Below are 26,301 nucleotides of genomic sequence, written 5' to 3'. Positions count from 1 at the left end.
CGACTGCCATCAGGGCGGGCTTGAATCGGTGCGTTGCGGCCATGATGTTTTCGGTCACGATCTGAACCGCCATTTGGCTACTAAACCTCGTTGCGTAGAGCCGAGCTTGCTCGGCTGCTCTCCGATCCGCGTGCACGGGAAAACAGCAGCGGAGCAAGCTCCGCTCTACGTCGATTCGCTCCCCGCTAAGCAGGCAAAAAAATCCCCGCAGTAGGCAAGCCTGCCTGCGGGGTTTGAACAAGGACAGCAATTGAACTCTTTGGCGGTTGCGGATATTGGGTGCGGGTAACACGTTCAAGTCGCGACCTGAGGCATCAACGTCGCGACTTGACCAGCCATTCGGCTGTTGAAAGCCGTCATTCCCACGCGGGATTTGTATCCATCACCCCATCAGCTTGAACAGCGATAGCGACTGCATCTGGGTGAAGACCATCTGCGCGGCCTGTAGTGCCGTGTTTTCCATGTTGTAGCGGCCGATGGCTTCGGCCCAATCCAGGTCGCGCAGGGTGGACAGGGTGCCTTTGTAGGTCACGGCATTGGCGTCGCGCAGTTCGGCGGCGGTGTCTATCGCCGACAATTGGGCGCCGCCGCTGGCGCGGGCGTCGATCATCCGGCCTTGGGCGGTGGCGACATCGCGCATTGCCGTCTGCAAACCATTCTGCATCGCGGTGCGCTGTGCGGGAGTGGTGGGATTGCTTTCCAACGTGGTGATCATGTTCTGCACGGTGGCGAAGATGTCGCGCGTGGTCGAAGGGCCAATCTCGAACGCGTCGCCTGCCGCCGGATTGCCGTCGATCTTCATCTGCACGCCAGCGAAGGCGATGCTTCCTCCTTTGGTATACGCGCCGGTGGCGATCACCGCATTGCTGCCATCGCGGATTTCGTAGGCATTGGTGGCGGTGAACTCGATACGGTAGTTGCCGCCGGTCCAAGCGCTGGAATCGGTCACACCAAAATCCATCAGCAAGCCCGTGCCGGTGTTGCCTGCCTCGGGATGCGCGTCGACACGGCCATCGCCGGTGCGCAGACGCATGAAGATCTCGCTGCCGGGTATGGTGTCCGAAACGAACATGTCCGGTGCCACTTCGACTTGGCGCTGGGTCTGGTTGCCGCTGTACAACACGCCGCCGCCAGTAATAGCGAACGGTGCGCCGCCGTCGTCGGTGCCACCGAACAGATAACGTCCGGCGCCGTCGGTGCTATTGGCCAGGTCCAGCAGCCCGGCGTGGATCGCCTTCAATTCCGTGCTGATGGCGGCGCGGCTGTCGTCACCCAGCGCAGCGTTGTTGGCTTGCACGGCGAGTTCGTTGATGCGGGCCATCGCATCGCCGACTTGCGTCAGCGCGTTTTCTTGCAGCCCCAGCCGGTTTTGCACCGCATTGGCGTTCTGTGCGAAGCGCTCCAGTTCGGCCACCGCGCGGTCCAGGCCGACGGCGGTGCCGGCTGCGACCGGATCGTCCTTGGCGGTGATCAGTCGTTGGCTGGTGGAAAGCTGCTGCTGCGTATGCGCCAGCTTCGCCTGCTTGGCCAGCATCGAGCTGATCGATTGCTGGTACATCATGCCGGTGGAGATTCGATAGGTCATCGGCGCACCGCGTTGAGCAGGGATTGGAACAAGCTGTCGGCGGTGGAGATGATCTGCGCGGCGGCTTGATACGCCTGTTGCAGGCGCATCAGGTCCGCGGCTTCTTCATCCAGATTCACGCCGGAAATACTGTCGCGTGCCGCTTGCGCCTGGTCATGGATCACCTGCTGCGCTTCAGCGGAGTAGTCGGCTTGGCGCGCGGCCGAGCCCACGCTGGTCGTCAAGCCAGCGACGGCGCCATTGAGTGTGAGTGTGCCGCCGTTCAAAGCGCGCGCGTCGTCCAGATTGGCCAGCAACTTGGCGTTGCCGTTGTCGCTGGAATTGGCGCCATTGGCCGACACGGTGAAGGTGTCGCCGGCCCTTGGCGCGCCATCCAGCGCCAGGCTCCAGCCGTTGTAGCTGATGGTCTGTCCGGCGGTGTAGGTGAACGGGCCGGTGCCGCCGACGGTGTACTGGGTGGCATCGATGAATTCGATATCCACCGGCGTCAGCAGATTGGCGTTGCTGGCGTCGGTGACTTTCAGTCCACTGAGCTTGCCGCTGCCGAGGTTCGTCAGATCGACGCTGCCCTTGATCGGCGTGGCGGCGGCGATGCGGCTGGGATCGGTGATGGCTAGCGATAGAGTGCCGGCCGCACCCGCGGTCGGTTGCAGCAGGAAACGATCGTTCGCCGCCGGCGTACCGGAGGCCAGCACCACTTCCACGCCGTTCACCACCAGCGGATCGGCGGCGGTACCGGTGCCGGTGAGCGGGATCGCAGCGCCGGTTTGCGGATGAGTGGCGCTCCACGCACTGCCATCGAAACGCAGCAGCACATTCTGTGCGTTCAACGCACTCAGATCGCCCAGTGATGTTTGCAGCACGGCATTGCCGCCGTTGCCGGAATGCGAGGTGATCCGCGGCGGCGTCAGATTGAAGAAATCGCCGCCCATCTGGCCATACAGGTCCATGCCGGCGGCATGGCCCTGATTGAAGGTTTCCGCCAGCGATACCGCAATGCGGCCCAATTCGGCGACGGCCGGATCCAGCACCGTACTGCGGAATTCCATCAGTCCGCCCATCTGCCCGCCCATGGCGCGATTGTCCAGGCTGGTGCGTATGCCGTTGGTTTCCAGCGCTACCTGCAGGCGTTCCGGACGGTAAGGGTCGGCGAGGGTCACCAGCTTGCTGGCCGTGGCGCCCACCACCAGCGGTTGTCCGCCGGCGGTGAAGACATTGACCTGGCCACCATCCTGCGTCGCTGCGTTGCCGCCGGTGTAGCTGACCAGCTGGCTGATCAGTTGATCACGACGGTCCAGCAGGTCCGCCGATGCGTTGACGTTGCCACCAATCTTGCCGTTGAGCTGCGCGATTTCTGCGGCCAGGCGATTGACTTCGCTGGTGCCGGCGACCAGGCCGTTGTTGACCTCGTCGTTCAGACCATCCAGATGCTTGTCGATCTGATTGAAACGGGTCACCAGCGCGTTGGCCTGGGCCAGCATGCTCTGGCGATCGGCGGACGACGATGCGTTGGAAGACAACGCGCTGACCGAGTCGAAAAAGCCCGACCACGGCGCGGTGATGCCGGTGGCTTTCTCGGAAAACAGACTGTCCATGCGGCTGGAAAGTACCGACATCTGTTGCAGGCGGCTGAGTTCGCCACCGCTGTCCAACAGCCGCGCCGTGGCCAGCGAATCGGCCATGCGCTTGATGTCGACGATCTGGACGCCGGTACCCTGGAAGCCATGGCCATAGAAGGTGGCGTCGCGTGCGGCGAATTCCGTGCGCTGGCGCGAATAGCCTTCGGTGTTGACGTTGGCTACGTTGTGGCTGACCGTGGAAAGCGCTCGCTGGAAGGCGATGAGGGCGCTGCTGCCGGTGGCGAGAAGATTCGACATTTCAGTTCCTCATCAACGGTGCAGGGTGTTGCGCTGTGTGGTGCCCGCTGCCGACGCCACGGCGGTATCCAATGCTGTGGTGGCCACCGAACGCATGGCCGACAGCACCTTGCCAAGCGTGGGGCCGTTGGCAATGGACGCGATCTTGTTGGCATACGACGGATCGGTGGCGTAGCCGGCCTTTTGCAGGCCCTTGGCAAAACCATGGATGTCTTTGCCTGCCGCCAGCGCCTGCTGATAGCGCGGATTGTTCTTCAACAGTCGCACATAGTCGGCGAAGCTTTCGGCGGGCGAGTTGTAGGCGCGGAACTCGGCGGTTTCCGAATGCTTCACGCCGTTGGTGTATTCGTGGGTGCCGGTGCGCACACGGTCGCCCTTCCAACCGGTCGCCTTGATACCGAACAGGTTGTTGGAGCTACCGCCATCGTTGCGCTGGATGCCGCGACGGCCCCAGCCAGTCTCCAGGGCGGCCTGGGCGACCAGGGCACGCGGATCGACGCCAAGTTCCTTGGCCGCTTTCTCCGCATGGTTCCAGACTTCGGCGACGAAACGTTCGGGCGTGTTGCGCGCGTACTTCTGCGGATCGGCTTTGCCCACTGATTCCACTTGCTCGCAGGCGTCCGGCTCCGGAATCGTCAATTGCTTCAATGTGAGCGGCAGGTTGTCGCCACTGGCTTCAGAGGCATCCGACGCATTGCCGCTACGGCCGGCAATTGCGTCCAGCATTTGGCCGGTTTCCGTCGACGGCAACATGCGACGGTATTCGGATAAGCCGTAACTACTCGGCGTAGCGGCAGGTGCCGGCGCTTCGCCACCACCCAACTGGCGCGCGATCATCGGCGCCAGGCCCATGCCTTTGCCTTGCGTCATCGCCTTGGCGAGCTGCTGGTCATACATGTCGCGGAACGTCTGGTTTTCGCCGGGAAACAGCGAATCACCGAAGCTCGCATCGCGCATGCACTTGATCAGCATCTGCGCGAACTGGCCTTCGAGTTGCTTGGCGACTTCCTGGATGCGCGCGCGGTCCGGCTTGCCAGCGGCATCGGCCAGCGGCAGCGAAGGCCGCGTCAGGCTGTTCGACGCCAAGCTGTTCGAAAGCAGGCTATTAACCGGCGCGGCCATCAGATGACCTCAAGCTCCGCGCGCAGGGCGCCAGCTTGTTTCAGCGCTTCCAGGATCGCGATCAGGTCGCCTGGCGCGGCGCCGACTTCGTTCACGGCGCGGACGATTTCATCCAGCGTCGTGCCGCCTTCGAACTTGAACATGCGGTTGCCTTCGGCAGTGACCGACACCGACGACTGCGGCGTGACCACGGTCTGGCCGCCGCGCGAGAATTCATTGGGCTGGCTGACGTCGATCGATTCGGTGATGCTGACCGTCAACGAGCCGTGCGTTACCGCCGCCGGCATGACTTTCACCTGCGAACCGATCACCACCGTGCCGGTACGCGCGTTGACGATGACCTTGGCTGCTGCCGTGCCGGGCGTCAGCTCCAGGCTTTCCACCCGCGCCATGAAACCGATGCGTGCGTTCTGATCCGCGGGAGCGCGTACTGCGACCGTCACGGCGTCCACCGCGTAGGCACTGCCGGCGCCGAAACTCTGATCCAGCGCCGACACCATCCGCGAAACCGTGGTGAAGTCCGCCTGATGCAGATTGAGGGTGATGGTATCGCCGCCGCCAAAAGCATCGGGAACCGCGCGCTCGACCGTGGCGCCATTGGGAATGCGGCCCACGCTGGGCGTATTAACTGAAATGCGCGAGCCATCGCGGCCCTGCGCACCAAAACCGCCGACCACCAGATTGCCTTGTGCAATGGCGTAGACCTCGCCGTCGGCGCCGCGCAACGGTGCCATCAGCAGGCTGCCACCGCGCAACGAACTGGCGTTGCCGATGGAAGAGACGGTGATGTCGATCGGTTGCCCGGGCTTGGCGAAGGCGGGCAGGTCGGCATGGATCGCCACCGCCGCGACGTTCTTCAATTGCGGATTGACATTGGCCGGAATGTTGACGCCCAGTTCGCCCAGCATGTTCTTCAAACTCTGCACGGTGAAGGGCGCCTGGCTGGTGCGGTCGCCCGTGCCATCCAGACCCACCACCAGACCGTAGCCCACCAGCGGATTGCTGCGTACGCCGCCGACTTGAGCCAGATCCTTGATGCGTTCCGCGCGCGCGGACGGCGCGAGGCACAGCAGCGCGATGATCAGCCAGGCCAGGCCGCCCCAGAAAGTCGCCCCGTCGAGTCCGTGGGCTTTCTTCTCGGGTTCCCGGGTGCCGGGTGCCATTTTCCTGTCGATGCTGTCCATCGCGATTCCCCTTAGTTCGGATAGATCGGCGAATTGAAGAACCGGCCCAGCCAACCCATCGAGTTGGATTGCGCTATTGCGCCGCGGCCGCCGTAGGCGATGCGGGCATCGGCCACCTTGCTGGACGAGATGCTGTTGTCGGTACCGATATCGGCCGGGCGCACGATTCCCTGAATCTGCACCAGCTCGTCGCCTTGATTCAGACGCATGTTCTTCTGGCCCTGCACGACAAGATTGCCGTTGGGCAGGCGCTGGATGACGGTGACGGTCAAGCTGCCTTGCAACCGATTGCTCTGTGCGCTTTGTCCGTTGCCATTGAAGCCGCGGTCGCCATTGACCGACGCGCTGAGCAAGTCGCGCCCGTTGTAGGTCAGCGGCGCGCCGGCGATGTTCGGCGCTGCCATGGTGATTTCGCTGGTCTTGTCCACCGAGGTGGTGGCGGTGGTCTGCGCCGTGGTGTTCTCGATCAAATTGATGGTCAGCAGATCGCCGACATTGCGCGCGCGGCGATCGGAGTAAAGGCTCAGGCCGGGGCCGGCGCGATAGATAGCGCCGGCGGTGGCTTGTTCCTGCGGCGCCATGACCGGTTGGATCGGCGTCATCGGCGCGTACGGACGCACATCGCCGAACGAACGCGCGCAGCCGCTGAGCGCCAGCGTGGAGACGGTGAGAATGATGATGAGCAGGATGGGATTTTTCACCGGTGCCTCAGACGTTGTTGTTCAAGTAACCGAGCATGGAGTCGGTGGTGGAAATGGCCTTGGCGTTCATTTCGTAGGCGCGCTGGGTCTCGATCATGCTGACCAGCTCTTCCACCACGTTGACGTTGGAGCCCTCCAGCGCGCCCTGCACGACGCTGCCCAGGCCGTTGAGGCCGGGCGTGCCGTTCTGAGCGGGACCCGATGCGGTAGTTTCCACGTACAGGTTTTCGCCCTTGGCTTGCAGGCCCGACGGATTGACGAAATCAGTGAGCGTCAACGCGCCGATTTCCAATGCTTGCCCTTCGCCGGCCATGGTCACGCTGATGGTGCCGTCGTTGCCGATGGTCATCGACTGCGCGCCTTCCGGCACCTGGATGCCGGGCTGCACGGGATAGCCGCTGTTGGTGACCAGTTCGCCCTGGGCGTTGATCTGGAAAGAGCCGTCGCGCGTGTAGGCGGGCGTGCCGTCAGGCAGCAGCACTTCGAAAAAGCCGCGGCCGTTGACCATCACGTCAAGCGAGCGGCCGGTCTGCTGCGGATTGCCTTGCTGGAAGTCCTTGGATGTCGACACCACGCGCACGCCGGTGCCTAGTTGCAGGCCGGACGGCAGCTGCGTCTGCTGCGACGTCGAACCGCCCGGCTGACGTACCTGCTGATACAGCAGATCCTCGAAGCTGGCGCGATCGCGCTTGAAGCCGGTGGTGTTGGTGTTCGCCAAGTTATTGGAGACCACCGACATGCGCGTCTGCTGCGCATCCAGCCCGGTCTTGGCGACCCAGAGTGCTTGATTCATTGGTGGCTCCTGTGTGGTGAAGCGGTGGGGAATGACGGTGAGCAGCTTTGCTTTCTCAGCAGCAAGTCCTGTGCCAAAGGGATGGGCGGAATTCCGGCGCTGGAAGTCCCGCTTAACCACCCAGCCTCAGCAAACTGTTCGACGACTGCGCCATCTCATCGCCGCTGCGAATCACCTTGACCTGCATCTCGAATTGACGCTGCAGCTGGATCATCTGCACGAGTGCGCCGGCGGCGTCGACATTGCTGCCTTCCAGCACGCCGACGGTCAGGTTGTTGCCGTTGGCTTGTGCGGGCGGGGTCTGCGGGTCGACGGGGCGCATCAGGCCATCGGCGCCGCGGGCGAGCTGCTGCGGGGCCGCATCGACGATCCGCATCCGTCCCACGACCGCCATCGTCTGCGGACCTTCACCTTGCGGGATGATCGAAACGGTGCCGTCGGCGCCGATATCGATGGACTGCGCCGGTGGCACGGCGATGGGATTGCCGTTGTCGTCCAGCACCGGGCGGCCGCTGGCGGTCACTAACTGACCATTGGGCGTCACGCTGAGTTCGCCATTGCGCGTATAGGCCTGGCTGCCGTCCGCGGCCTGCACCGCCAACCAGCGGTTCTGCTGCAGCGAAACGTCCAGCGAACGCCCGGTAGCCATCTGCGAACCGGTACGCGAATCGAAACCCGGATCGATCAGCATCGCGTCCACGCGCGACGGGAAACCTTCGCCTTGGATGCGGAAAGCCTCAGTGCCGGCCAGCGCTGCCTTGAAGCCCTTGGTATCCACATTGGCCAAGTTGTGCGACACCGTGCCTTGCGCCTGCAGAGAAGCGCGGGCGCCGGTCATGGCGACGTAGAGTGCTTTGTCCATGGGGTTTATCCGTGAGTTTGATGGTCGGCAAGGAAAGGAGCAGGTGACGGATATTCGGTAATCGGGGTTTTGCTTTTTCCTCCCCCTTTGAAAAAGGGGGACCGAGGGAGATTTGCTGTTCGCGCGAAGAGCAAATCCCCCGGTCGCCTGCGGCGCCCACCCCTTTTTTAAAGGGGGTTCGTCCATTCCCTATTCCCCATTCCCGCTTCATCAACGAATGTTGATCACCGTCTGAGTCACCTGGTCCTGCGTCGACAGCATCTGCGAATTCGCCTGGAAATTACGCTGCGCCACGATCATGTTGACCAGTTGCTCGGTCAGGTCGACGGTGGAAGCTTCCAAGGCACCCGACGACACCTGGCCGAAATCCGATGTGCCCGGCGCACCGGTGCGCGGTTCGCCCGAGGCGAAACTGTGCGTCCAGGTGTTGTTGCCTTGCGACACCAGGCCTTGCGGGTTGGTGAAGTTGGTCAGTGCAACTTGGCCGACGGCGCGGTCCACGCCATTCGAATAGCGCGCGTACACCACGCCTTCCGGCGATACGCTGAACTCGTTGAGCTTGCCGCTGGCAAAACCATCCTGACGCTGATCGTTCTTGGCGAAGACTTCGCCGTACTGATTGGTGCCGCTGATATCCAGTGTCATGTTCAACACGCCGGCGCCGGTGGTGGGCGTGAACGGTGCCAGGGTGATCTGGCCGGTGGCCGGTGCGGTCAGCGCGCCGTTGTTATCGAATTGCACTGTGGTCGCCGCGCCCATCGAGGTGCCGTCCACGTACACGTTGACCTGCCACTCGTTGGGGTTGGGCGTCTTCACGTAGTACACCGACTGCGTGTGCGCCACACCCAGTGAGTCGTAGACGGTGACCGACGTGGTTTCGTTATAGGTGCTGCTGTCGGCCGGATTGAACGGCGTGATGGTCGGCTGCGCGGCATTGCCTGGCAGCGTCACGCCCAGGTTCACTTCCGTGGTCGGGCTGGGCGGGCTATCGGTGGTCAGCAGTTGCAGATCGACCATGCTGCCGGTGTCGAAGCCGGAATTGTCCGCGCGTGGCGGGAATACCTGCAGGCGGTAGCCGTCCGGCGTGGTGACGAAGCCGTTGGCATCGCGCTGGAAATTACCGGCGCGCGTATAGACATTGCTACCGTTGTTGCTGACGGTGAAGAAGCCTTCCTGATCGATCGCCAGGTCCAGGTAGCGGCCGGTCTGGTTGATGTCGCCCTGCGAGAACTGCTGGGCGACATTGGTCAGCCGCACGCCAGCGCCGATGCCGTTACGCAACAGACCATAACCCGTGGTGGAAAACACTTCGGCGAACTCCGCGCGCGACTCCTTGAAACCGGTGGTGCTGACGTTGGCGATGTTGTGCGAGGTGACATTGAGGTCGGCGTTGGCCGCCTTCATGCCGGAGAGCGAACTATTGAAAGCCATGAAGTACTCCTTGCGAAATGCGAGGTGAGGTGGCGTGGATGAGAGTTGACTAGGAAGCCGACTTGCCGATGCGCAGCACGTAGTCGAGCGGTGCGGTGCCGAGGCCCGGCAGGTTGAGGTACAGCCCGTCGGAACCGATCGTCACGCTTTCGACGGTGGCATCGACGTAGGTGTTGAGCGCGGTGGCGGTGCCACTGGCGTCGGTGTGAGTCGCCTTGATGGAATAAGTGCCGGCGGGCATGCGTTCGCCCTTGGCGTTCAGCCCATCCCAGGCGAAGTTCGCTTCGCCCTTGGCTTCGACATCTATTTCAATCTTCTTGACCACTACGCCACTGGCATCGGTGATCTCCACGCGCGTGGTGCCGGGGCTGGGCGCCATCACCACGCCGGTGGTGTTGCCGCTGGCGGCGAGCGCCAGTTTTTCCGAAGGAATCAATACGGCATGGCCTACCAGCGATGCGCCTTTCAGCACCTGGTCGCCCGTTAGCGCCTCACCAAAACCTTTCACAGCGGTATTGAGATCGCCAATGCCCTGTACGGTGGAAAACTGCGCCAGCTGGCCAATGAACTCGCTGTTGGACAGCGGCTTCAACGGATCCTGATGCTTCAGCTGTTCGGTCATCAAGCGCATGAAATCCGCTTGGCCGAGGGTCTCGGGCTTCTTGGCCGCCGGGGTGTTGGTGGTCGTGTTGGAAAGAAGATCGCTGGGGATGGTGGTCATGGGCGGTGTCCGGACATTAGTTGGGGCCTGTTAACGCGTCAGCGGCCCATCGACAGCGTGGCCAGCGCCAGTTCCTTGGCGGTGTTCAACACTTCCACGCCGGCCTGATAACCGCGCGAGGCTGAAATCAGATTCACCATCTGTGCCACCGGATCCACATCCGGCGCATAGACATAACCGTCGGCGTCGGCCATCGGATGTCCGGGTTCGTAGCGTTTGATTGGAGGTGCGTCGCTCTGCGAGATTTCCTTGACCTGCACCGATGTCAGCGAGCCGTCTTGAGACAATTGACGCGCCTGGAATATGGGTTCGATGGGCTTGTAGACCGCTTCCGGCGAGGAGGCGATGGAGTCGGCGTTGGACAGGTTGCTGGCGATGGTGTTCAACCGCACGGACTGCGCTTGCAGCGCGGAACCGGCGATATCGAAGATAGGAAGATTGCTCATGATGTCGCCCCTTATTGGCCGGTAATGGCGGTCAGCATGGTCCGCACCTTGGATTCGATGAAACTCAATGAGGCGCGGTATTCCAGGGCGGCGCGGCCGTAGGCGGCGCGCTCGGTGTCGGCGTCGACGGTGTTGCCATCCAGGCTGGGTTGCACGCCGGCGCGTTCGAAAATCTGGCTGAGCCCTTGCAGCCCGGACAGATGCTGCTCGTTGGTGATGTCCAGCGGCTCGGCGGCCTTGGATGCCTTCTCCAAGGCAGCCTGGAAGTCGATGTCCTTGGCCTTGTAGTTAGGCGTGTCGGCGTTGCTCAGATTGCTGGCGATCAGCTGCATGCGCTGCTCACGCAGCGGCAGGGCGGCCGCATGGACACCTAGATAAGAGGAAATCGGGTTGGACATGGCACGCTCCGGCAAACCGTTGCCAGGGGCGCTGCAAGGCTTGTGCCAGAGGTGGCGGGAAGCGGGCCATGTCTGCGAAGCCGGTGATGCAAAAGCTCCGCACCCGTGGGCGCTCCCGCCAGAAGCGTTGTTGCGGCTATTCGCTATCGCCTGCCGTTGCGACGGCCTCATTGCGATCGAGTGCCGGTGCCATCGCGAGGCGCGGGCCCACCCTAATGCGGATTTTGGTGCGTCAGGCTGCTGCAATCACCTGATGGAGTCGGTGCAATACATGTTCAGCCAACTCATGCGGGCTGTACTTGGCCACGAAGGCGTTGGCGCCCACGCGTTCCACCATGGCATTGTTGAAAACGCCCGACAGGGAGGTATGCAGCAGCACGTACAGGTTGGCTAAGCCGGGGTGGCGACGGATTTCCGTCGTCAGGGTGTAGCCGTCCATCGCCGGCATCTCAATATCCGAAATCACCATCGCATAGCGCTCGGCGGGGTTCTCGCCGCCGGCGTGTATCTGCAAGAGATGGTCCAGCGCCTGGCGGCCATCGGAAAGCAGGGTCGCGGTAACGCCCAGTTGTTCCAGCACGCTACGGATCTGCGAACGCGCCACGCGTGAATCGTCCACCACCAATACCTGCAGTTGCGGGGCGTCGCTGGGCAGCGCCATCTCTGGCGCCAGCGGAGCATCCATGCGTGCCTGCGAGATATCCGCCAGCACGCTTTCGACGTCGATCACCTGGATCAACTCGCCCTGGAAACGCGTCACCGCGGTGAGATAGCTGCTTTCGGCGCCGAGTTCCGGTGGTGGATGGATGTCTTCCACCGCGATATTGACGATGCGTTCCACGCCGCTGACCAGGAACCCCTGCACGGAGCGGTTGAATTCGGTGACCACCAGGTAATTGGGTGCGTGCGCCGGGTCGGGATCGCGTTCCGGGTGGCGGATGCTCAAGCCCAGGTCGAGCACCGGAATGGAGCGCCCGCGCACGTCCGCTACGCCGGTGAACTCAGCAGGCAAGCCGGGCAGTTGGAACAGGGGCGGACGGCGCAGGACCTCCTGCACCTTGAAGACGTTGACGCCAAAAAGCTGACGCCCGCCCAGGCGGAACAGGAGCAGGGCGAGCCGGTTGTGGCCGGCCAGACGGGTCCGCTGGTCGATGCGGTTGAGCAGGTCTTCAGTCATGGACGGGATATCGGCTGTCGGCGGTGGCACTTGAGGCCAACGGCGATGGGGAGGGGGATTTGAGGAGGCGTCGAACGCTTTTGCTGTTGTAGGAGCGGCGTCCCGCCGCGAGCTCTTCAGCTTTATCGCGATCTGCCACCGAGAGCTCGCGGCGAGACGCCGCTCCTACAGCAGCAAGGGTTCAACGGCGAAAACAGCAAGGGCTCAACGGCGAAGAGCACTGACTCTGGTACGCCGCTTGCATCCTCTTTCGCCAATGAACCGACAGAGACCGCCCATGCTGCGTTTTGCGATTGCCTTGGCCGGGCTGTTGATGGCGTTCGCCGTTGCAGCGGTGGATTTCCAATCGGTGGATTCGATCAAGACCGCCGTGCTGGGTGCGCTGACGCCGGGGGCCGAGGCAGAAGCGACGCTTGATCCCGCTTTACGGTTGCCGCGCTGCCAGGAAGCGCTCAGTGCACGCGTCAACGGCTCCAACTCGGTGGAGGTCAGCTGTCCGCAGGCCGCGGGCTGGCGATTGTTCGTGCCGGTTCGCATTCGCCGCAGCCAGACGGTCCTCGTGTTGAGCCGGGGCGTGGGCGCCGGGCAACCGATCACTGCCGATGCTTTCGTCACTGAGACCCGCGACGCCAGTCGCATCGTGGGTGCGGCGATCGCCGATCCCGCGCAGGCGGTGGGGCAGGTGGCACGACGTACACTTTCGGCGGGCACGGTGCTGAGCTCCGGTGATCTGGTCGCGCCGCGCCTGATTCGCCGTGGCGACAACGTCGCGCTGGTTTCCCGCCGTGGCGGGTTGGAAGTGCGAATGGCCGGGAAGGCCCTGGGCGATGCTGGCGAGAACGAGCGGGTGATGGTGGAAAACCTCTCATCCCGTCGCGTGGTCCAAGGTACCGTCGGCCCCGGCGGCGACATCTGGGTGAGTCGATAAACATGCTCGACTTCTCGAGCATGGCCCTCTCGAACATGGCCCTAAAGTTCTTTCCCCTGGCGCCGATACCGGATGTGGGTGGAAAGGGCTGCAGTACTCCGCAGCGTTATTGTGAAATTGTGCGATCGGTCACTAAAGGTTCCGCCACCGTCGCCGATAACCTCAATGAATCCCGTTACAGGCAATAGGTAGAACTCCTTATGAGCCAGAAAATCGAAGGCACACCTCCGGCCGCTCTCCGTAGCACCGGGCCCGTGGGAGGTCGCGTGGCGACTTCCGGTGCCGACCGTTCGCGGCCGGTGGAAGCCAGTGAAGGCGGCGACAGCCTGCGCCTGACCGGTGAAGCGTCCAGCCTGCAAGCCATGCAGCGTGAGCTGTCCTCGGCTTCGGCCGTCGACACCGCCCGTGTGCAGTCCATCCGCGAAGCACTGCAAGCCGGTACCTACAAAGTCAATGCGGAAGCGATTGCCGACCGCATGCTCGACCTGGAAAGCAAGCTGGGCGCATGAGCGCGGTCCTGGACCAGTCGCTGGATCGCCTGGCCGCCGCCCTCGATGAGGAGCGACGCGCGATCCTGGAGCACGACGTGGAAGCGCTGATCCGTTCCACCCAGGAAAAGCTCGAGTCTTTGCGCTCGATCGAAAAACTTGCACCCTCTGCCGTGCCGGCCGATTTCGAATCGCGACTGTCCGCGTTGGCCGAGGCCAACCACGCCAATGGCGCACTGCTGGCCCGCCGCCGCCGCGAGGTCAACTGGGCGCTGCGCCACCTGGGCCGCAGTGAAAGCGCCGGGGCCTACGATGCCCATGGCCAGACCAATACCATGAAGGCCACGCGGCCGCTTGCGGTCGTCTGAAAGCAAAAGCAAATCCCCCTCAGTCCCCCTTTAAAAAAAGGGGGAGGCAAAGCAACAGCCTTTCGGCTCCCGGCTCCCGGCTCCCGATTCCCGATTCCCGATTCCCGATTCCCGATTCCCGATTCCTCCCGGCCCAGCGTCAAAAACGCGACGCCGTCGCTTGCCGCGCCTGAAGCGGTTGCGGATACTGCCGCTTCGGCAAGCAGCGTCAATCCACAGGCACACTCGTGAGCGTCCCCCTTCCCCATCCCGCGGCCAGCGACCGTCTAGCGGACAGTCCGTCGTTCGAGGACATGCGGGCGCTTAGCGAGCTGATGGACGATGGTGTGCTGCTGTGCCAGGGCATGAGGCGCCCGTTGCACGCCAATTCCGCCGCCCGCGCACTGGTGCCTGACGCCGATGAACCGCTGCAGGCGTTGGTGGACCTGATCCCCGCGCAAGCCCGGCTGGTCGCCCGGCAGACCGGCAGCTGGAACGGCGACCTGGCTTTCGACGATGGCCGCATCCTGCAGGTGCGGGTCTATCTGCACCAGACGGCCGCCGGCGGTTACTGCCTGGTGCTGTTCCATGACGTGAGCGAAGCGCACGCGCGTCAGCAGGAACTCCAACGGCGCCATGCGCAGCTGCGCCAAACCCTGGTGCGCCTGGCCGGCACCCAGGAACAGCTGCTGCAGTCGGAGAAGATGGCATCGATCGGTCAGTTGGCCGCCGGTGTCGCGCACGAAATCAATAATCCCATCGGCTATGTGCATTCGAATCTGGGTTCGTTGCAGGAATATCTGCACAGCCTGTTTTCGTTGATCGAGATGTACGAACGCGCGCTGCGTGCGCCCGATCCCAAGGCGCTGCTGCCGGAGATCGACGACATGCGTGCGCGCTACGACATCGACTTCATCAGCGGCGATCTGCCGCAGCTGATGGCCGAATCCCGGGAAGGCATTGAGCGGGTGACGCAGATCGTCCGCAATCTCAAGGACTTCTCTTATTCCGGACGCGAAGATTCGTGGAAATCGACCGACCTGCACGCAGGCCTGGATTCCACCATCAACATCATCTGGAACGAGCTGAAGTACAAGGTCACCCTGGAAAAGCGCTACGGCAAGCTGCCGCTCGTGCAATGCCTGCCGTCCGAGCTCAACCAGGTGTTCATGAACATCCTGCTCAACGCCGGCCACGCCATCAAGGAGCGCGGCAAGATCACGCTGACTACCGGTGCGGCGGCGGATGAAGTCTGGCTGGAAATCGAGGACACCGGCGACGGTATTCCGGAAGACATCCAGCAACGCATCTTCGACCCGTTCTTCACCACCAAACCGGTGGGCAGCGGCACGGGTCTGGGTCTGTCGATTTCCTACGGCATCGTCAAGAAGCACAACGGTCGCATCGAGGTGCGCAGCACTCCAGGCGAAGGCTCGTGCTTCCGTATTACCTTGCCGATCCGGCAGCCTGGCCGTAGCGACGTTTGAAGCTTAGTCGCCTTGTTCCCATGTAGGAGCGACGTAAGTCGCGATGGGGCTTCACCGGTAGAGCCCCATCGCGACTCACGTCGCTCCCACACGTTGCGGTTTTCGGTCGCCGTTGAATTTCTCGCGCGATTCGAGATGCCGCTTTGCACGGCCAGCGACTTACGTCGCTCCTACAAGGAAGCATCGAAATAATCCAGTTTCTTCGCCCGCGGCAGCTTCTTAAGTTCCCACTCCGCACGCGCAGCGGCGCTGTGGTCGGGATATGCCTTGCTGGCCAACAGACGCACAGGCGGATTGGCGCGGGTGTACTTGGCGCCGGTGCCGTTGACGTGTGCCTGATATCGCGCTTCAACATCAACGGCGATGCCGGCGTAGTACGCGCCGCCGCGGCACTCGATCAAGTACAGGTACCAGGCCTTCATGGTTTTCATCGCGAGCGCAGCAGGATCGTGGACAGGTTCTCAGCCAAGCGTGCGGTGATGGGGTTGGTTCTCGTAGGCGGTGAACGCCTGGCGGATGTGTTCGCGCAGATCGTCGTCGCTCCAGGGTTTGGTCAGGAAGCGATAGATCTCTCCGCGGTTGATCGCTTCGGTCACGGTCGCCAGGTCGGTGTAGCCCGACAGCACCAGGCGGACTGTATCCGGATACAGCATGCGCACGCGGCCCAGGAACTCGGTGCCGCTCATGTCGGACATGCGCTGATCGGACAGGATGACCTGCACGTGGTTGGTGGCCAGCAGCTCGAATGCGTCGTTGACGTTGCTGGCGGCCAGGATGCGATACCCATCGCGGCGGAATAGCCGCACCAGCGAACGCAGGATGTTTTCTTCGTCGTCCAGCAGCAGCAACGTGCGGTCTGGCTTGGTGGCGGCGAAAGCCTGCGTGCGCAGGTAGCGGCGGCGCAGCACCGCGCCGGCTTCTTCGGCCGACATCGGCTCGCCGAACAGATGGCCTTGGAACATGTCGCATTGATTGCGCCGCAAAAAGCCCAGCTGCACGTCGTTTTCCACGCCGTGCGCGATGACCTTCATGCCCAGCTGATGGCCCATGGCGATGATGGCGCAAGTGATCGCGACCTCGCGATTGCTGGTCGGCACACCTTTGACGAAGCTGCGGTCGATCTTGATCTTGTCCACCGAAAAACGGATCAGCGAGTCCAGGTTGGAGTCGCCCATGCCGAAATCGTCCAGGGTCAACCGCACGCCTTCGCGGTGCAGGTTGGCCAGCGTGCGATGGACAAGATTGGTGTCATTGGCCAGCGCGTTCTGGCGTACTTCCAGCACTACCATCTGCGATGGAATGCCGGCCTCCTGCATGGCTTCCAGCACCTCGGCGACGAAGCTGGGGCGCAACAGTTGCAGCGTGGAGACGTTGACCGCGATCTCGAAATCGTCGAAGCCCCAATCGCGCCAGACGCGCGCCTGCTGGAAGGCTTTCTTCAGCACCCAGTCGCCGATCTGCACGATCACGCCCAGCTTTTCGGCCATGTGCATGAAGCGTTCCGGCACCAGCATGCCCAGCCCGGGCGAATACCAGCGCAGCAGTGCTTCCATGCCGACTACACGGCCGTCATGGGCGTTGATCTGCGGCTGGTACAGCAGGCGCAGTTCGTCGTTGGCGATGGCGTTGACGATCTGGCGGGCGATGATGCTGTCGCTGCGTCCGCTGACCGTCGCGCCCTGGCGGTACAGGCGCACCAGGTTCATGCCTTCATGCTTGGCCTGATCGACCGCGCTTTCGGCGCGATGCAGCAGCTCCGTGGCGGTGTCGGCGTGTTCCGGGCACAGGGCGATGCCAATCGTGCCGGTGAGGAACAGCGTGTAGGGCAGCACCGACATCGGCAGTTCGATCTGCTCGCGCAGGTAATCGCCAAAGTTTTCCGGCGATAGCGTGGTCAGCGTACGCGGCGCGGCCACCACGAATTCGTCGCTGCCATGACGCCACAGGTGCACGTCAGGTCCCACCACCTGCCGTAGCCGCTCGGCGATCAAGGCCATGGCCTGGTCGCCCACTTCCACGCCCATGTTTTCGTTGACCGAACGGAAGTGATCGATATCGATGTAGAGCAGCATCAACGGCGTGCCGCCACCGACAGCGGCCTCGACCATCCGGTTCAGCCCAGGTTCGCCGGCGCCCAGTCGCGGTAGGTGGCTCGGCAGGGGAGTTTGCGGATTCAATGTGGGATGGATCAATGTGGAGTGGACAAATGCGGATCGGGGAAGGGCGGTTCAGTCAGCGGGAGCGTGAACAGGCGTGACGGCTTCCGGCGGCATATCCGGCAGCGCATAGGGTAGGCGAAGTTCGAAGCGGATACCTACGCCGGGCAAGACGTCGATGCCCAGATCGCCATGCACGGCCGTCGCCCATGTACGCAACAGCCGCGTATCCGGGGCAGGCTGATCAGGAGCAGGCTGATCAAGCTCCAGCCGTAAGCGCAGATTGTCTTCCTCGTCCCGCAGTTGCAGGAAGATGTGCGATGGGGAACCGGTGGCGGCAGCTTGCCGCAGCAACTGCTGGATGATGCGAAAGCCGGTCAGTTCGATTTCCGCCGCGGGCCGCTGTGGCAGCGCGTCGATGTCCAGCGCCACGCGCGCGGGCGAGGTTGCCGACAGTCGCTCGGCTTCAGCGCGCAATGCGGCTTCCAGCCCCAGGCTTTCGAGTTGCGGCGGGTGGAGCAGGGCATGCAGATCCCGCAGTTGCGCCACGGTGTCATCGGCGATGCGGATGATTTCCAGCAGGTCTTCACGGCGCTGGGTCGCGTCGGCTTCATCCAGGGTCAGGTGGGCCGACATCTTGATGGCGGATACCGCCTGGCCGATCTGGTTGTGCAGTGCCCGAGCGGCGGTGTGGCGGTCGGCTTCGTGCAGTATGGATAGTTGGCGCAGGCAGACGTGCCATTCCAACTCGTGCAGGGATCCGTCCGGCGAGGGCAGTCCAGGGGAAGAGGATGGAGTTCCAGGCAACGGCGAAGTCATCGTGGAGCAGTCGTCTCGCGGGCAGGCGGTCTCAGTATGCCAGCCAAGCCAGACGACGCGTGAAACGTAGACGATGTGGTTTGCCGGGGGCGGTCTTTGCTGTTGTGGGAGCGGCGTCCCGCCGCGAGCTCTTCGCTGCTATCGCTATCTGACAGCAAAAGCTCGCGGCGGGACGCCGCTCCTACAAGGGCAAAAACATTAAGGGCAAAAACATAAAGGCAAAAAATACAAGGACAAAACAGGGCAACAAAAAAGGCCGGGGCAGCCGCCCCCGCGGCTGCCCCGGCCCCGGTACCGTCAGAACAACTCGACCGTACCTGCACCCATGTTCTGTTGTGCGACGGGCTTGTGCGGCGGGCGTTCCCATTCGCCGCGCTGGTCGCGCAGGCGGTTGCCGACATGGCGCAATGCGGACAGCAGTTCGTGATCCACGGTGCCGCCGCTGCGGTTCAGCAGTTCTTGCAGTGCGACCGCTTCGCGGTTGATGGCGGTCAGGCGGTCCAGATGAGTTACCGCGCTGCCCAGCGATTGCGTGGCGATATCTTCGAACTGCAAGGCGCGAACCGCTTCGGCGACGCTGGCATCGATGGCGTGGCCGCACTGCGATATTTCGCGCATGCCGTCGCCCAGCGAGGCGTTGATGGCCGCGACCTGGTTCAGCATGTTCGCCGCTTCGCCGCGCGCTTCGCGGGAACGGTCCAGATCGCGCGAAGCCATGTGCGAAACCGTGTCGCGGACCTTGGAGATGGATTCCTTGGAACTGTGCGCCAGCTTGCGGATCTGTTCGTTGAAGGCGGTAGAGCGCTCGGACAGGTTGCGCACTTCGTCGGCCACTACCGCGAAACCGCGGCCGGCTTCGCCTGCGCGAGCAGCCTCGATAGCAGCGTTCAGTGCCAGCAGGTTGGTCTGGTCGGCGATCGATTTGACGTCTTCCAGCAACGAGAAGATGCCGTCCAGGTGCTGCGCCATCTCATCGATGTGGTGCACGGTGGTGGTGCTCTGGCCGCTGACCTGTTCCAGTGCTTCCACCAGCTGTTCCATGCGCTGGCTGGCGTTCTGCGCGAAACGCGCCACGTCCACGCCGGCACGGTCGCCATCGCCATTGCGATCGACGATGCGCGACACCACCGAGCTCTGCTCGCGCGACTTGCGGCTCATTGCGTCGAAGCTCTGGCCCAGGCCGTTGACGGCCTCGCGGATCAGTTCGCGAGCGCGGTCGATCTCATGGCGCGAACCTTCGATCTCGTTGTTGACGAAGCGGCGCAGATCCGTCAGTAACGAATCCTGTTCGCGGATCACCTTGGCCTGTTCGGCCGAGGGGTGATGCGCGCTCCATACCGACAGGAACGCGAAGATCAACCATGCCAATGTCATGGTGGTCAGGATGGCCCAGCGCATCGGCGCCGGCCAATCGGACGCGACCGCGACAGGGAACAACAGGGTCAGGATGAAGGGTGCCGCCAGACGAACCAGAATGCGCGAATACATTGGGTGTTCTCTTATGAAGCTCACCTGTGGTATCGGCCGCAGGGTTGTTGTCTTTAGGCGCGAAATCAGATGAACAGGACATCGCGTTCGAATTGGAGCGACTTACTGTTTCCTTGTGGGAGCGACGTGAGTCGCGACGTTGATGTTTCCGGTCGCGACTCACCGGTGCCGGCATGCCGGCACCACTCCCACAAGGAGAATGTCCCTTGTCAAGTCGCCTGCGCCGCCATTTGCAGCAGGCGCTCGGCGATGCGTTCCAGCGGCAGGACTTCCTGCGTGGCACCCAGGCGCACGGCGGCGCCGGGCATGCCCCAGACCACGCTGGTGGCTTCGTCCTGGACCAGCGTCGGTGCCCCGGCCTGGGCGATTTCCAATAGGCCGCGGGCGCCGTCGTCGCCCATGCCGGTCAGGATGGCCCCTATGGCATTCGCCCCGGCACTGCGTGCGACGGAACGGAACAGCACGTCCACCGCGGGTTTATGCCGGTTGACCGCCGGACCATCTTCGATACGGCAACGCCAGCGGGCGCCATCTCGGATCACGCTCAAGTGACGGCCGCCGGGTGGCAGATACGCGTGACCAGGCAGGATGGCTTCGCCTTCAGTGGCTTCACGCACGGCCATCGCGGAATGGCGGTCCAGACGATCGGCGAACGCGCGGCTGAAACCGGCGGGAATGTGTTGGGTCATCACGATGGCCGGGGCATCGGCCGGCATTTGTTCCAGTACCACTCGCAATGCTTCGGTACCGCCAGCGGATGCGCCGATCGCGATCAGGCGGTCGGTGGTGCGAAAACGTGGCGAAGACGCCGCGGGCATGGCGGGTAGCACCGCGTCCACGCTATGCCTGGGTGCGTTCATCCGCGCCAGCGGGCGCACCTTGGCGCGTGCGGCGGCTTTCACCTTGGACACGATTTCATCGGCATAGCTTTGCAAACCGTTGGCGACGTCGAGCTTGGGCTTGGAAATGAAATCCACCGCGCCCAACGACAACGCCTGCAGCGTGGTATCGGCTCCGCGTTCGGTCAGCGACGAAATCATCACCACCGGCAGTGGATGCAATCGCATCAGGTTTTCCAGGAACGCCAGCCCGTCCATCCGCGGCATTTCCACATCCAACGTGATCACGTCGGGATTCAGGCGTTTGATCTTCTCGCGCGCCAGCAACGGATCGGCGGCGGAACCGACTACCTCGATGCCCGGATCGGCCGAGAGGATCTCGGTCAGCAACTGCCGCACTACGGCGGAGTCGTCGACGATCAATACTTTGCAGCGCATATTGCTGGACGCCAGGTTCATGAGAACAGCTCCATCAGAACAACTCCACGCCGCCGGTGACCGGGGCTTTAGACAGACGTGCACGGATCGCCGATTCCGTCGCCAGAATTTCGGCGTCGTGGGCGTGCGGCATGCGTTGGACCACCACGCGTCCGGTACGCGGGAAAAACCACACTTTGCGAGGGTGGATGCCGCGCAGGTCTTCGGCCACCACCGGAATGCGTTCGGCATCCAGGTACTGGCGGACGAACTCAGCGTTGCGCGTGCCCACCGGATTGCTGGTAAAGCCTTTCAATACGTTGCCGCCACCGAAAACCTTGGCTTCCAACCGGTTGCGCGCGGCACCGCGCTTGAGCAGGTCGTTGATCAGCAGTTCCATTGCGTAGCTGCCGTAGCGTGCGGGCGCACCATCGCCGACCTGGCCATCGGGCAACATGAAGTGATTCATGCCACCCAGCTTGAGCAGCGGATCGCGCACGCAAGCCGCCACGCAGGATCCCAATACCGTCACCAGCGCCATGTCGCTATCTACTACCAAGTACTGCGTGGGCAGCAGCTTGGCGGCAGGCGTCTGGAAGCGCGCGTCGTGATAGCGCAGAACGCTGTCGGTTTCGGCGAGCGCGGAAGCAGCTTTCATAGGGTCACGCTCATTTTGAGCACGCTCATGGGATCGTCCTCATGCGCGTGCCGCGCGGCGGTACAGCGTGCGGCCGCACGGCTGGATGATGTCGCTGGCGTGGAGGTAATTTTCCGAGTGGCCGGTGTAGAGCAGCCCATCGTCGGCCAGGTGCGGCACCAGACGCGACAGGATGCCGCGCTGGGTGGGCTTGTCGAAATAGATCATGACGTTACGGCAGAACACCGCATCGAACGGACCACTCACGTCGTAGCGCGGCGTCAGCAGATTGAGCTGGCGGAAATCGATCAGGTTGCGCAGCGCCTGATTGACCCGGCAGAAACCAGCATTCGGTCCGGTGCCGCGCTGGAAATAGCGGCGGCGAAGGTTTTCGCTCAGGCTGGCGATCCGTTCCAGCGGATAGACGCCGCGCTCGCCGGTGGCCAGCACCTGGGTGTCGACGTCGGTAGCGAGGATGCGCACCGGTGGATTGAGCGTGCCGTAGGCCTCACAGGCGGTGATCGCCATCGAATAGGGTTCCTCACCCGTTGACGAGGCACAGGACCACAGTTTCAACGGACCATTGTTGATGCGGCCGTGCAGCTCTTCGCGCAACTTGTCGAAATGGTGCGGTTCACGAAAGAACGAGGTCAGGTTGGTGGTCAGCGCGTTGGTGAACGCCTGCCATTCGTCGCCGCCGTCATGCTCCAACTGATCCAGGTACTCGCGGAAACTGCGCAGGCCCAACGCGCGCAATCGTCGCGACAGCCGTCCGTAGACCATGTCGCGCTTGCCGTCGGTCAGTGCGATGCCGGCACGTTCGCGAATCAGGTCGCAGACGCGGCGAAAATCGCGATCGCCGAATTCGAACTCACGTTCACCGGCGGCGCGATGTTCATCGCTGGCCGGTGAGGTGGGCGGAGTCCGTCGTGTAGGCAAAGCCGGTGTTGTACTGCGGGAAGTGACGGACATCGGGATCTCTAATTACGGGATTGCTAGCTGGTAGCAGTGGCGGGGAGGCCGTTTCCTTCTCCCTCCGGGAGAAGGTGCCCGGAGGGCGGATGAGGGAATGGCAATGACTCGCCATCGAATTCGCTACAAGCTGACACGCCATTCCCTCATCCGTCGCTGCGCGCCACCTTGCTTCACACCCCGGCCCTGCGTAGTACGCAGGGCGTTCAGACATGCACGAGCCAATGGCTCGTAGGCCGCATGTCTTCACCCCGGAGGGAGAAGGAAAAACGTGTACTCCCGTCGTACCTCAGAACTCCTGCCAATCGTCGCCATCAGCCAGTGCAGGCTCGGCCACGGGCTTGAGCTTGGCCGGTGCCTTGGCTGCGGCAGGCTTGTGCGAAGTAGCTGCCGGCTTGGCGGCTGCCGCGACCGGCGCGTGCGCCAGCTGGAACACGGATACGGTCTGCGCCAGTTCGGCCGCTTGTTCTTCCATGCTGCGTGCCGCGGCCGAGGCTTCTTCCACCAACGCGGCGTTCTGCTGGGTCGTTTCGTCCATCTGGGTGATGGTCTGGTTGACCTGCTCGATGCCGGCGCTTTGCTCCTGCGAAGCGGCGCTGATCTCGGCCATGATGTCGGTGACGCGCTGTACCGAAGCGACGATCTCGCCCATGGTCTGACCGGCCTTGTTCACCAGTGCCGAACCGTCGGCGACCTTGTCCACCGAGTTCTCGATCAGGCCCTTGATCTCCTTGGCCGCATTGGCGCTGCGTTGCGCCAGCGTGCGTACTTCCGAGGCGACCACGGCAAAGCCGCGGCCCTGTTCGCCGGCCCGCGCCGCTTCCACGGCGGCGTTCAAAGCCAGGATGTTGGTCTGGAAGGCAATGCCGTCGATGACCGAGATGATCTCGGCGATCTTCTTGGAGGACTGCTCGATCTCGCGCATGGTCACGACCACCTGGCCGACCACTTCGCCCCCTTGCGAGGCGACGCCAGCGGCGCCGATCGCCAGCTGGTTGGCCTGACGAGCGGATTCAGCGTTCTGGCGCACGGTGGAGGTCAGTTCCTCCATCGAGGCGGCGGTTTCTTCCAGGTTGGCGGCTTGTTGTTCGGTGCGGCGGGACAGGTCGGTGTTGCCGGAAGCGATTTCGCCGGCGGCGGTGTTGATGGAGACCGACGCACCCTGGATGCGGCCGACGATGTCGGTCAGCTGAGCCACGGTGGCATTGGCGTCGTCGCGCATGCGGGCGAACACGCCATGGAAATCACCGTCCATGCGCGCGGTCAGGTCGCCGCGAGCGATGGCTTGCAACAGACGGGAAGCCTCGGCCAGGTTTTCGTCGGTGGTTTCCATCAACTGGTTGACGCCCTCGACCATGTCGCGGAAGTCGTACTGGTATTGCGACACATCGCCGCGCACGGAGAAATCGCCGGCCGCGGCGGCCATCGCCAAGCGCTTGATCTCGGCGTTGATGTTGGAGAGATTCGTCTTGGTGGCATCCATCGCCTCGGTGATCTTGGCTTTTTCGCCCGGCAGGCGATCCATATCGACCGACAGGTCGCCGATGGCATAGCGCTGCATGACTTCCACCGCGCGCATCTTCACTGCGATGTGTGCGGCAACCAACGCATTGGTATCGCGCACCATACGGCCGTAGTCGCCTGGGAAAGCGGCCTCGTCCATCTGGTAGCTGATCTCGCCAGCGTCATGACGCGTCGCCATCTCGCCCTGGGCCTCGATGACCGACTGCACCTGCGATTGCATGCGCTGCATGGCGGCCATCAACTGGCCGACTTCGTCCTTGCTGCTGACATCGATCTTGCCGTCCAGCTTGCCGTTGGACACGTCGTTGGCTACGCGCACCGCCTCGCCGACCGACTTGGCGATCGCCCGTGCGAAGAACCAGGCCAGTGCCAGGCCTCCACCGATACCGGCCAGCAGCATGATGAGAATCAGAGTGCTGGATGCCGCGAAGGTGCTGTCGGCCGTCTTGCCAGCGGCGACCGTCTGGCGGTCAACCTCGGTGATCAGTTTTCCCAGCGAAGCAGAGGCCTTGGCATGCAACTGATAGGTGGCGCCGATGAAGGAGTCGATCGCATCGTCCTCCAACTGAAGCTCCAGCATTTCGTTAACGTCCTGATAGGACTGGTGCGCTTTCTTCCAGTCGGCGACGAAGGTGTCGTACAGCTTGCGTTCCTTCTCGGACTGGATCAGTGGCTTGTAGTCGGCCACTTCCTTGTTGATCTGTTCGGCGATCTTGCCGGCGCGGGTGCGCGCATCGGCTTTCACGGTATCGCTGGCGCGAACCATGGTGGTGAAAGCAGTGCTGCGGTATTCACCCAGCAGGCCACGCAGGTCCCCGGCGATCTTGACGCTGGGCAGCGTGTTCTGCGCCATGTCCGAGGTAACGCCATTGAGGGAGTTCAGGCCGAAGAAAGCCGAGATGCCCTGGGCGAGCATCAGTACGAGGACGACACCGAAGGCCAACATCATCTTCGTTGTCAGTTTGAGGTTCTTGATCCGCTGCATGAAATCGATTCCTGTTCGTCGGCGCAGGCTGGCGCCATCCACATCGGGACGACCGAAAGGCGGGACGCACGCGTCCCGCCGGAGTTGCGGCTTAGCGCATCGTGGCCAGCTTCAGATTCGACGGCGAGCTGACGACGATTTCCGCGCGTGCGTTGTCGCGCTGGATGTCGCCGATCACGCACACGTCCTTGCCTTCCAGTGTTTCCGGTGCCGGCTTGAACTTGGCGCGGTCAGCACCCGGAATGGTGGCGGTGAAGGTATGGCGCGGGAAATTTCCGCCCATGTACAGGAACGTCGGCGTGCCTTCGGAATTTTCCGCGAAGCGGGCCTTGCCCACCTTGCCGCAAACCACGCCAGGCTTGCCGGCGAAACGCACGGCCATATCGGCGGGAATGGCGTTATTGACCTGCGACTGGCCCACGGCGGGCGAGGCGGGCATGAGTGCAACAGCGCCGACGGCGGCGATCGACAGGATCAGTGCGGAGGCGATTTTCATTGTGGTAACTCCATGTTCGGTTTGTACGGAAGGACGGTAGGGGAGAACTCATGCCTCTCATCGGCGCGGCGGGCGAGAACTTGAGTGGACGAAAGCCGAAGGGGAGGGGTGGAGGGTGGTGATTGATACGTGCGTCACATTTTTCTTTGGGGTGACGTTCTGGTGTGCGTGGTTTCGGTGGACCGGAGCGGAGCCGTAGCGTGCGCTGTGCGCACGACCTGAAAGTCAGCGTCTCGGTGGCGCATCTGTGCCTTTTGGATTTTTGGCGCTGGCGCCGGTAGTTCATCGGAGCGGATGACTTACGCGCTGCCGCGGGCGTCACTTTTCTTTGCCCGTGCAAAGAAAAGTAACCAAAAGAAACACGCCCCTGGCGGCGCGCCCTTCGGGTGCGTGTCGCCGGTGGGAATTTTCGGAAGGCACA

26 protein-coding genes are annotated in these 26,301 nt (G+C 63.0%); 5 read left to right on the top strand and 21 right to left on the bottom strand.

From position 1 onward, the window contains the following. Positions 1 to 214 (top strand): hypothetical protein (locus AADW18_RS17990; RefSeq protein ID WP_337344784.1); only part of this gene is annotated, 214 nt, incomplete at its 5' end. 168 nt (positions 215 to 382) lie between these two features. Here the strand turns inward: AADW18_RS17990 and flgL are convergent. The 12 genes from flgL to AADW18_RS17930 all read right to left on the bottom strand — a co-directional run bounded on the left by flgL (position 383) and on the right by AADW18_RS17930 (position 12,297). Then, on the bottom strand, positions 383 to 1,585 hold the full coding sequence (gene flgL / locus AADW18_RS17985; RefSeq protein WP_337344783.1) for a flagellar hook-associated protein FlgL: 1,203 nt from the start codon (positions 1,583 to 1,585) through the stop codon (positions 383 to 385). Then, positions 1,582 to 3,462, bottom strand: a complete 1,881-nt coding sequence (gene flgK, locus AADW18_RS17980; RefSeq protein WP_337344782.1) for a flagellar hook-associated protein FlgK — start codon at positions 3,460 to 3,462, stop codon at positions 1,582 to 1,584. Before flgK ends, flgL begins: the two co-directional genes overlap by 4 nt. Before the next feature lie 12 nt (positions 3,463 to 3,474). Next, a complete protein-coding gene (gene flgJ, locus AADW18_RS17975; protein ID WP_337344781.1) occupies positions 3,475 to 4,584 on the bottom strand; it encodes a flagellar assembly peptidoglycan hydrolase FlgJ in 1,110 nt (369 codons plus the stop codon). Continuing rightward, a complete protein-coding gene (locus AADW18_RS17970; protein ID WP_337344780.1) occupies positions 4,584 to 5,768 on the bottom strand; it encodes a flagellar basal body P-ring protein FlgI in 1,185 nt (394 codons plus the stop codon). Before AADW18_RS17970 ends, flgJ begins: the two co-directional genes overlap by 1 nt. 11 nt (positions 5,769 to 5,779) lie before the next feature. Then, positions 5,780 to 6,457 carry a flagellar basal body L-ring protein FlgH gene (gene flgH / locus AADW18_RS17965; protein ID WP_337344994.1) on the bottom strand — a complete coding sequence of 226 codons (678 nt, stop codon included), beginning with the start codon at positions 6,455 to 6,457 and terminating at the stop codon, positions 5,780 to 5,782. A 19-nt stretch (positions 6,458 to 6,476) separates the two neighbouring features. Then, on the bottom strand, positions 6,477 to 7,262 hold the full coding sequence (gene flgG / locus AADW18_RS17960) for a flagellar basal-body rod protein FlgG (protein WP_337344779.1): 786 nt from the start codon (positions 7,260 to 7,262) through the stop codon (positions 6,477 to 6,479). Between the two features lie 112 nt (positions 7,263 to 7,374). Further along, positions 7,375 to 8,124, bottom strand: coding sequence for a flagellar basal body rod protein FlgF (locus AADW18_RS17955; protein ID WP_337344778.1), 750 nt, complete (start codon positions 8,122 to 8,124; stop codon positions 7,375 to 7,377). A 210-nt stretch (positions 8,125 to 8,334) separates the two neighbouring features. Continuing rightward, entirely contained in the window at positions 8,335 to 9,555 is a 1,221-nt protein-coding gene (gene flgE, locus AADW18_RS17950; RefSeq protein ID WP_337344777.1) for a flagellar hook protein FlgE, read from the bottom strand. A gap of 49 nt (positions 9,556 to 9,604) precedes the next feature. After that, entirely contained in the window at positions 9,605 to 10,276 is a 672-nt protein-coding gene (locus AADW18_RS17945) for a flagellar hook capping FlgD N-terminal domain-containing protein (RefSeq protein WP_337344776.1), read from the bottom strand. Positions 10,277 to 10,314: 38 nt separating this feature from the next. Further along, complete coding sequence (flgC, locus tag AADW18_RS17940; protein ID WP_337344775.1) at positions 10,315 to 10,722, bottom strand: flagellar basal body rod protein FlgC; 408 nt, start codon at positions 10,720 to 10,722, stop codon at positions 10,315 to 10,317. A gap of 11 nt (positions 10,723 to 10,733) precedes the next feature. Next, complete coding sequence (gene flgB, locus AADW18_RS17935; protein ID WP_337344774.1) at positions 10,734 to 11,120, bottom strand: flagellar basal body rod protein FlgB; 387 nt, start codon at positions 11,118 to 11,120, stop codon at positions 10,734 to 10,736. 232 nt (positions 11,121 to 11,352) lie between these two features. Further along, entirely contained in the window at positions 11,353 to 12,297 is a 945-nt protein-coding gene (locus tag AADW18_RS17930) for a chemotaxis protein (RefSeq protein ID WP_337344773.1), read from the bottom strand. Between the two features lie 277 nt (positions 12,298 to 12,574). Here AADW18_RS17930 and flgA point away from each other — a divergent pair, with 277 nt between their 5' ends. The 4 genes from flgA to AADW18_RS17910 all read left to right on the top strand — a co-directional run bounded on the left by flgA (position 12,575) and on the right by AADW18_RS17910 (position 15,547). Further along, a complete protein-coding gene (gene flgA / locus AADW18_RS17925) occupies positions 12,575 to 13,225 on the top strand; it encodes a flagellar basal body P-ring formation chaperone FlgA (protein ID WP_337344772.1) in 651 nt (216 codons plus the stop codon). A 200-nt stretch (positions 13,226 to 13,425) separates the two neighbouring features. After that, positions 13,426 to 13,734: a flagellar biosynthesis anti-sigma factor FlgM gene (gene flgM / locus AADW18_RS17920; protein ID WP_337344771.1), complete on the top strand. Its 309-nt coding sequence runs from the start codon at positions 13,426 to 13,428 to the stop codon at positions 13,732 to 13,734. Continuing rightward, positions 13,731 to 14,081, top strand: a complete 351-nt coding sequence (locus AADW18_RS17915) for a flagellar protein FlgN (protein ID WP_337344770.1) — start codon at positions 13,731 to 13,733, stop codon at positions 14,079 to 14,081. Before flgM ends, AADW18_RS17915 begins: the two co-directional genes overlap by 4 nt. A gap of 293 nt (positions 14,082 to 14,374) precedes the next feature. Beyond that, complete coding sequence (locus tag AADW18_RS17910; RefSeq protein ID WP_337344993.1) at positions 14,375 to 15,547, top strand: ATP-binding protein; 1,173 nt, start codon at positions 14,375 to 14,377, stop codon at positions 15,545 to 15,547. Between the two features lie 170 nt (positions 15,548 to 15,717). On the opposite strand, the gene AADW18_RS17905 is transcribed toward AADW18_RS17910, so the two are convergent. The 9 genes from AADW18_RS17905 to AADW18_RS17865 all read right to left on the bottom strand — a co-directional run bounded on the left by AADW18_RS17905 (position 15,718) and on the right by AADW18_RS17865 (position 25,823). After that, positions 15,718 to 15,978, bottom strand: a complete 261-nt coding sequence (locus tag AADW18_RS17905) for a GIY-YIG nuclease family protein (RefSeq protein WP_337344769.1) — start codon at positions 15,976 to 15,978, stop codon at positions 15,718 to 15,720. 30 nt (positions 15,979 to 16,008) lie between these two features. Then, positions 16,009 to 17,655 (bottom strand): EAL domain-containing protein, encoded by a 1,647-nt coding sequence (locus AADW18_RS17900; RefSeq protein ID WP_337344992.1) that lies wholly within the window; start codon positions 17,653 to 17,655, stop codon positions 16,009 to 16,011. 120 nt (positions 17,656 to 17,775) lie between these two features. Beyond that, entirely contained in the window at positions 17,776 to 18,522 is a 747-nt protein-coding gene (locus AADW18_RS17895; RefSeq protein WP_337344768.1) for a histidine kinase, read from the bottom strand. A 297-nt stretch (positions 18,523 to 18,819) separates the two neighbouring features. After that, on the bottom strand, positions 18,820 to 20,010 hold the full coding sequence (locus tag AADW18_RS17890; RefSeq protein WP_337344767.1) for a methyl-accepting chemotaxis protein: 1,191 nt from the start codon (positions 20,008 to 20,010) through the stop codon (positions 18,820 to 18,822). Positions 20,011 to 20,219: 209 nt separating this feature from the next. Further along, positions 20,220 to 21,287 carry a chemotaxis response regulator protein-glutamate methylesterase gene (locus tag AADW18_RS17885; RefSeq protein WP_337344991.1) on the bottom strand — a complete coding sequence of 356 codons (1,068 nt, stop codon included), beginning with the start codon at positions 21,285 to 21,287 and terminating at the stop codon, positions 20,220 to 20,222. 34 nt (positions 21,288 to 21,321) lie between these two features. After that, positions 21,322 to 21,924, bottom strand: coding sequence for a chemoreceptor glutamine deamidase CheD (cheD, locus tag AADW18_RS17880; protein WP_337344766.1), 603 nt, complete (start codon positions 21,922 to 21,924; stop codon positions 21,322 to 21,324). A 39-nt stretch (positions 21,925 to 21,963) separates the two neighbouring features. Next, positions 21,964 to 22,875, bottom strand: coding sequence for a CheR family methyltransferase (locus AADW18_RS17875; protein WP_337344765.1), 912 nt, complete (start codon positions 22,873 to 22,875; stop codon positions 21,964 to 21,966). 289 nt (positions 22,876 to 23,164) lie between these two features. Further along, positions 23,165 to 25,384 carry a methyl-accepting chemotaxis protein gene (locus tag AADW18_RS17870; protein WP_337344764.1) on the bottom strand — a complete coding sequence of 740 codons (2,220 nt, stop codon included), beginning with the start codon at positions 25,382 to 25,384 and terminating at the stop codon, positions 23,165 to 23,167. A 91-nt stretch (positions 25,385 to 25,475) separates the two neighbouring features. Next, positions 25,476 to 25,823 (bottom strand): hypothetical protein, encoded by a 348-nt coding sequence (locus AADW18_RS17865; protein WP_337344990.1) that lies wholly within the window; start codon positions 25,821 to 25,823, stop codon positions 25,476 to 25,478. Positions 25,824 to 26,301 lie beyond the last annotated feature (478 nt).

This window comes from Pseudoxanthomonas sp. CCNWLY206-1, assembly GCF_039710385.1.
Classification (GTDB): domain Bacteria; phylum Pseudomonadota; class Gammaproteobacteria; order Xanthomonadales; family Xanthomonadaceae; genus Pseudoxanthomonas_A.
Note: the sequence above shows the minus strand (reverse complement) of the source record. Positions and strands in the feature narration are given on the sequence as shown.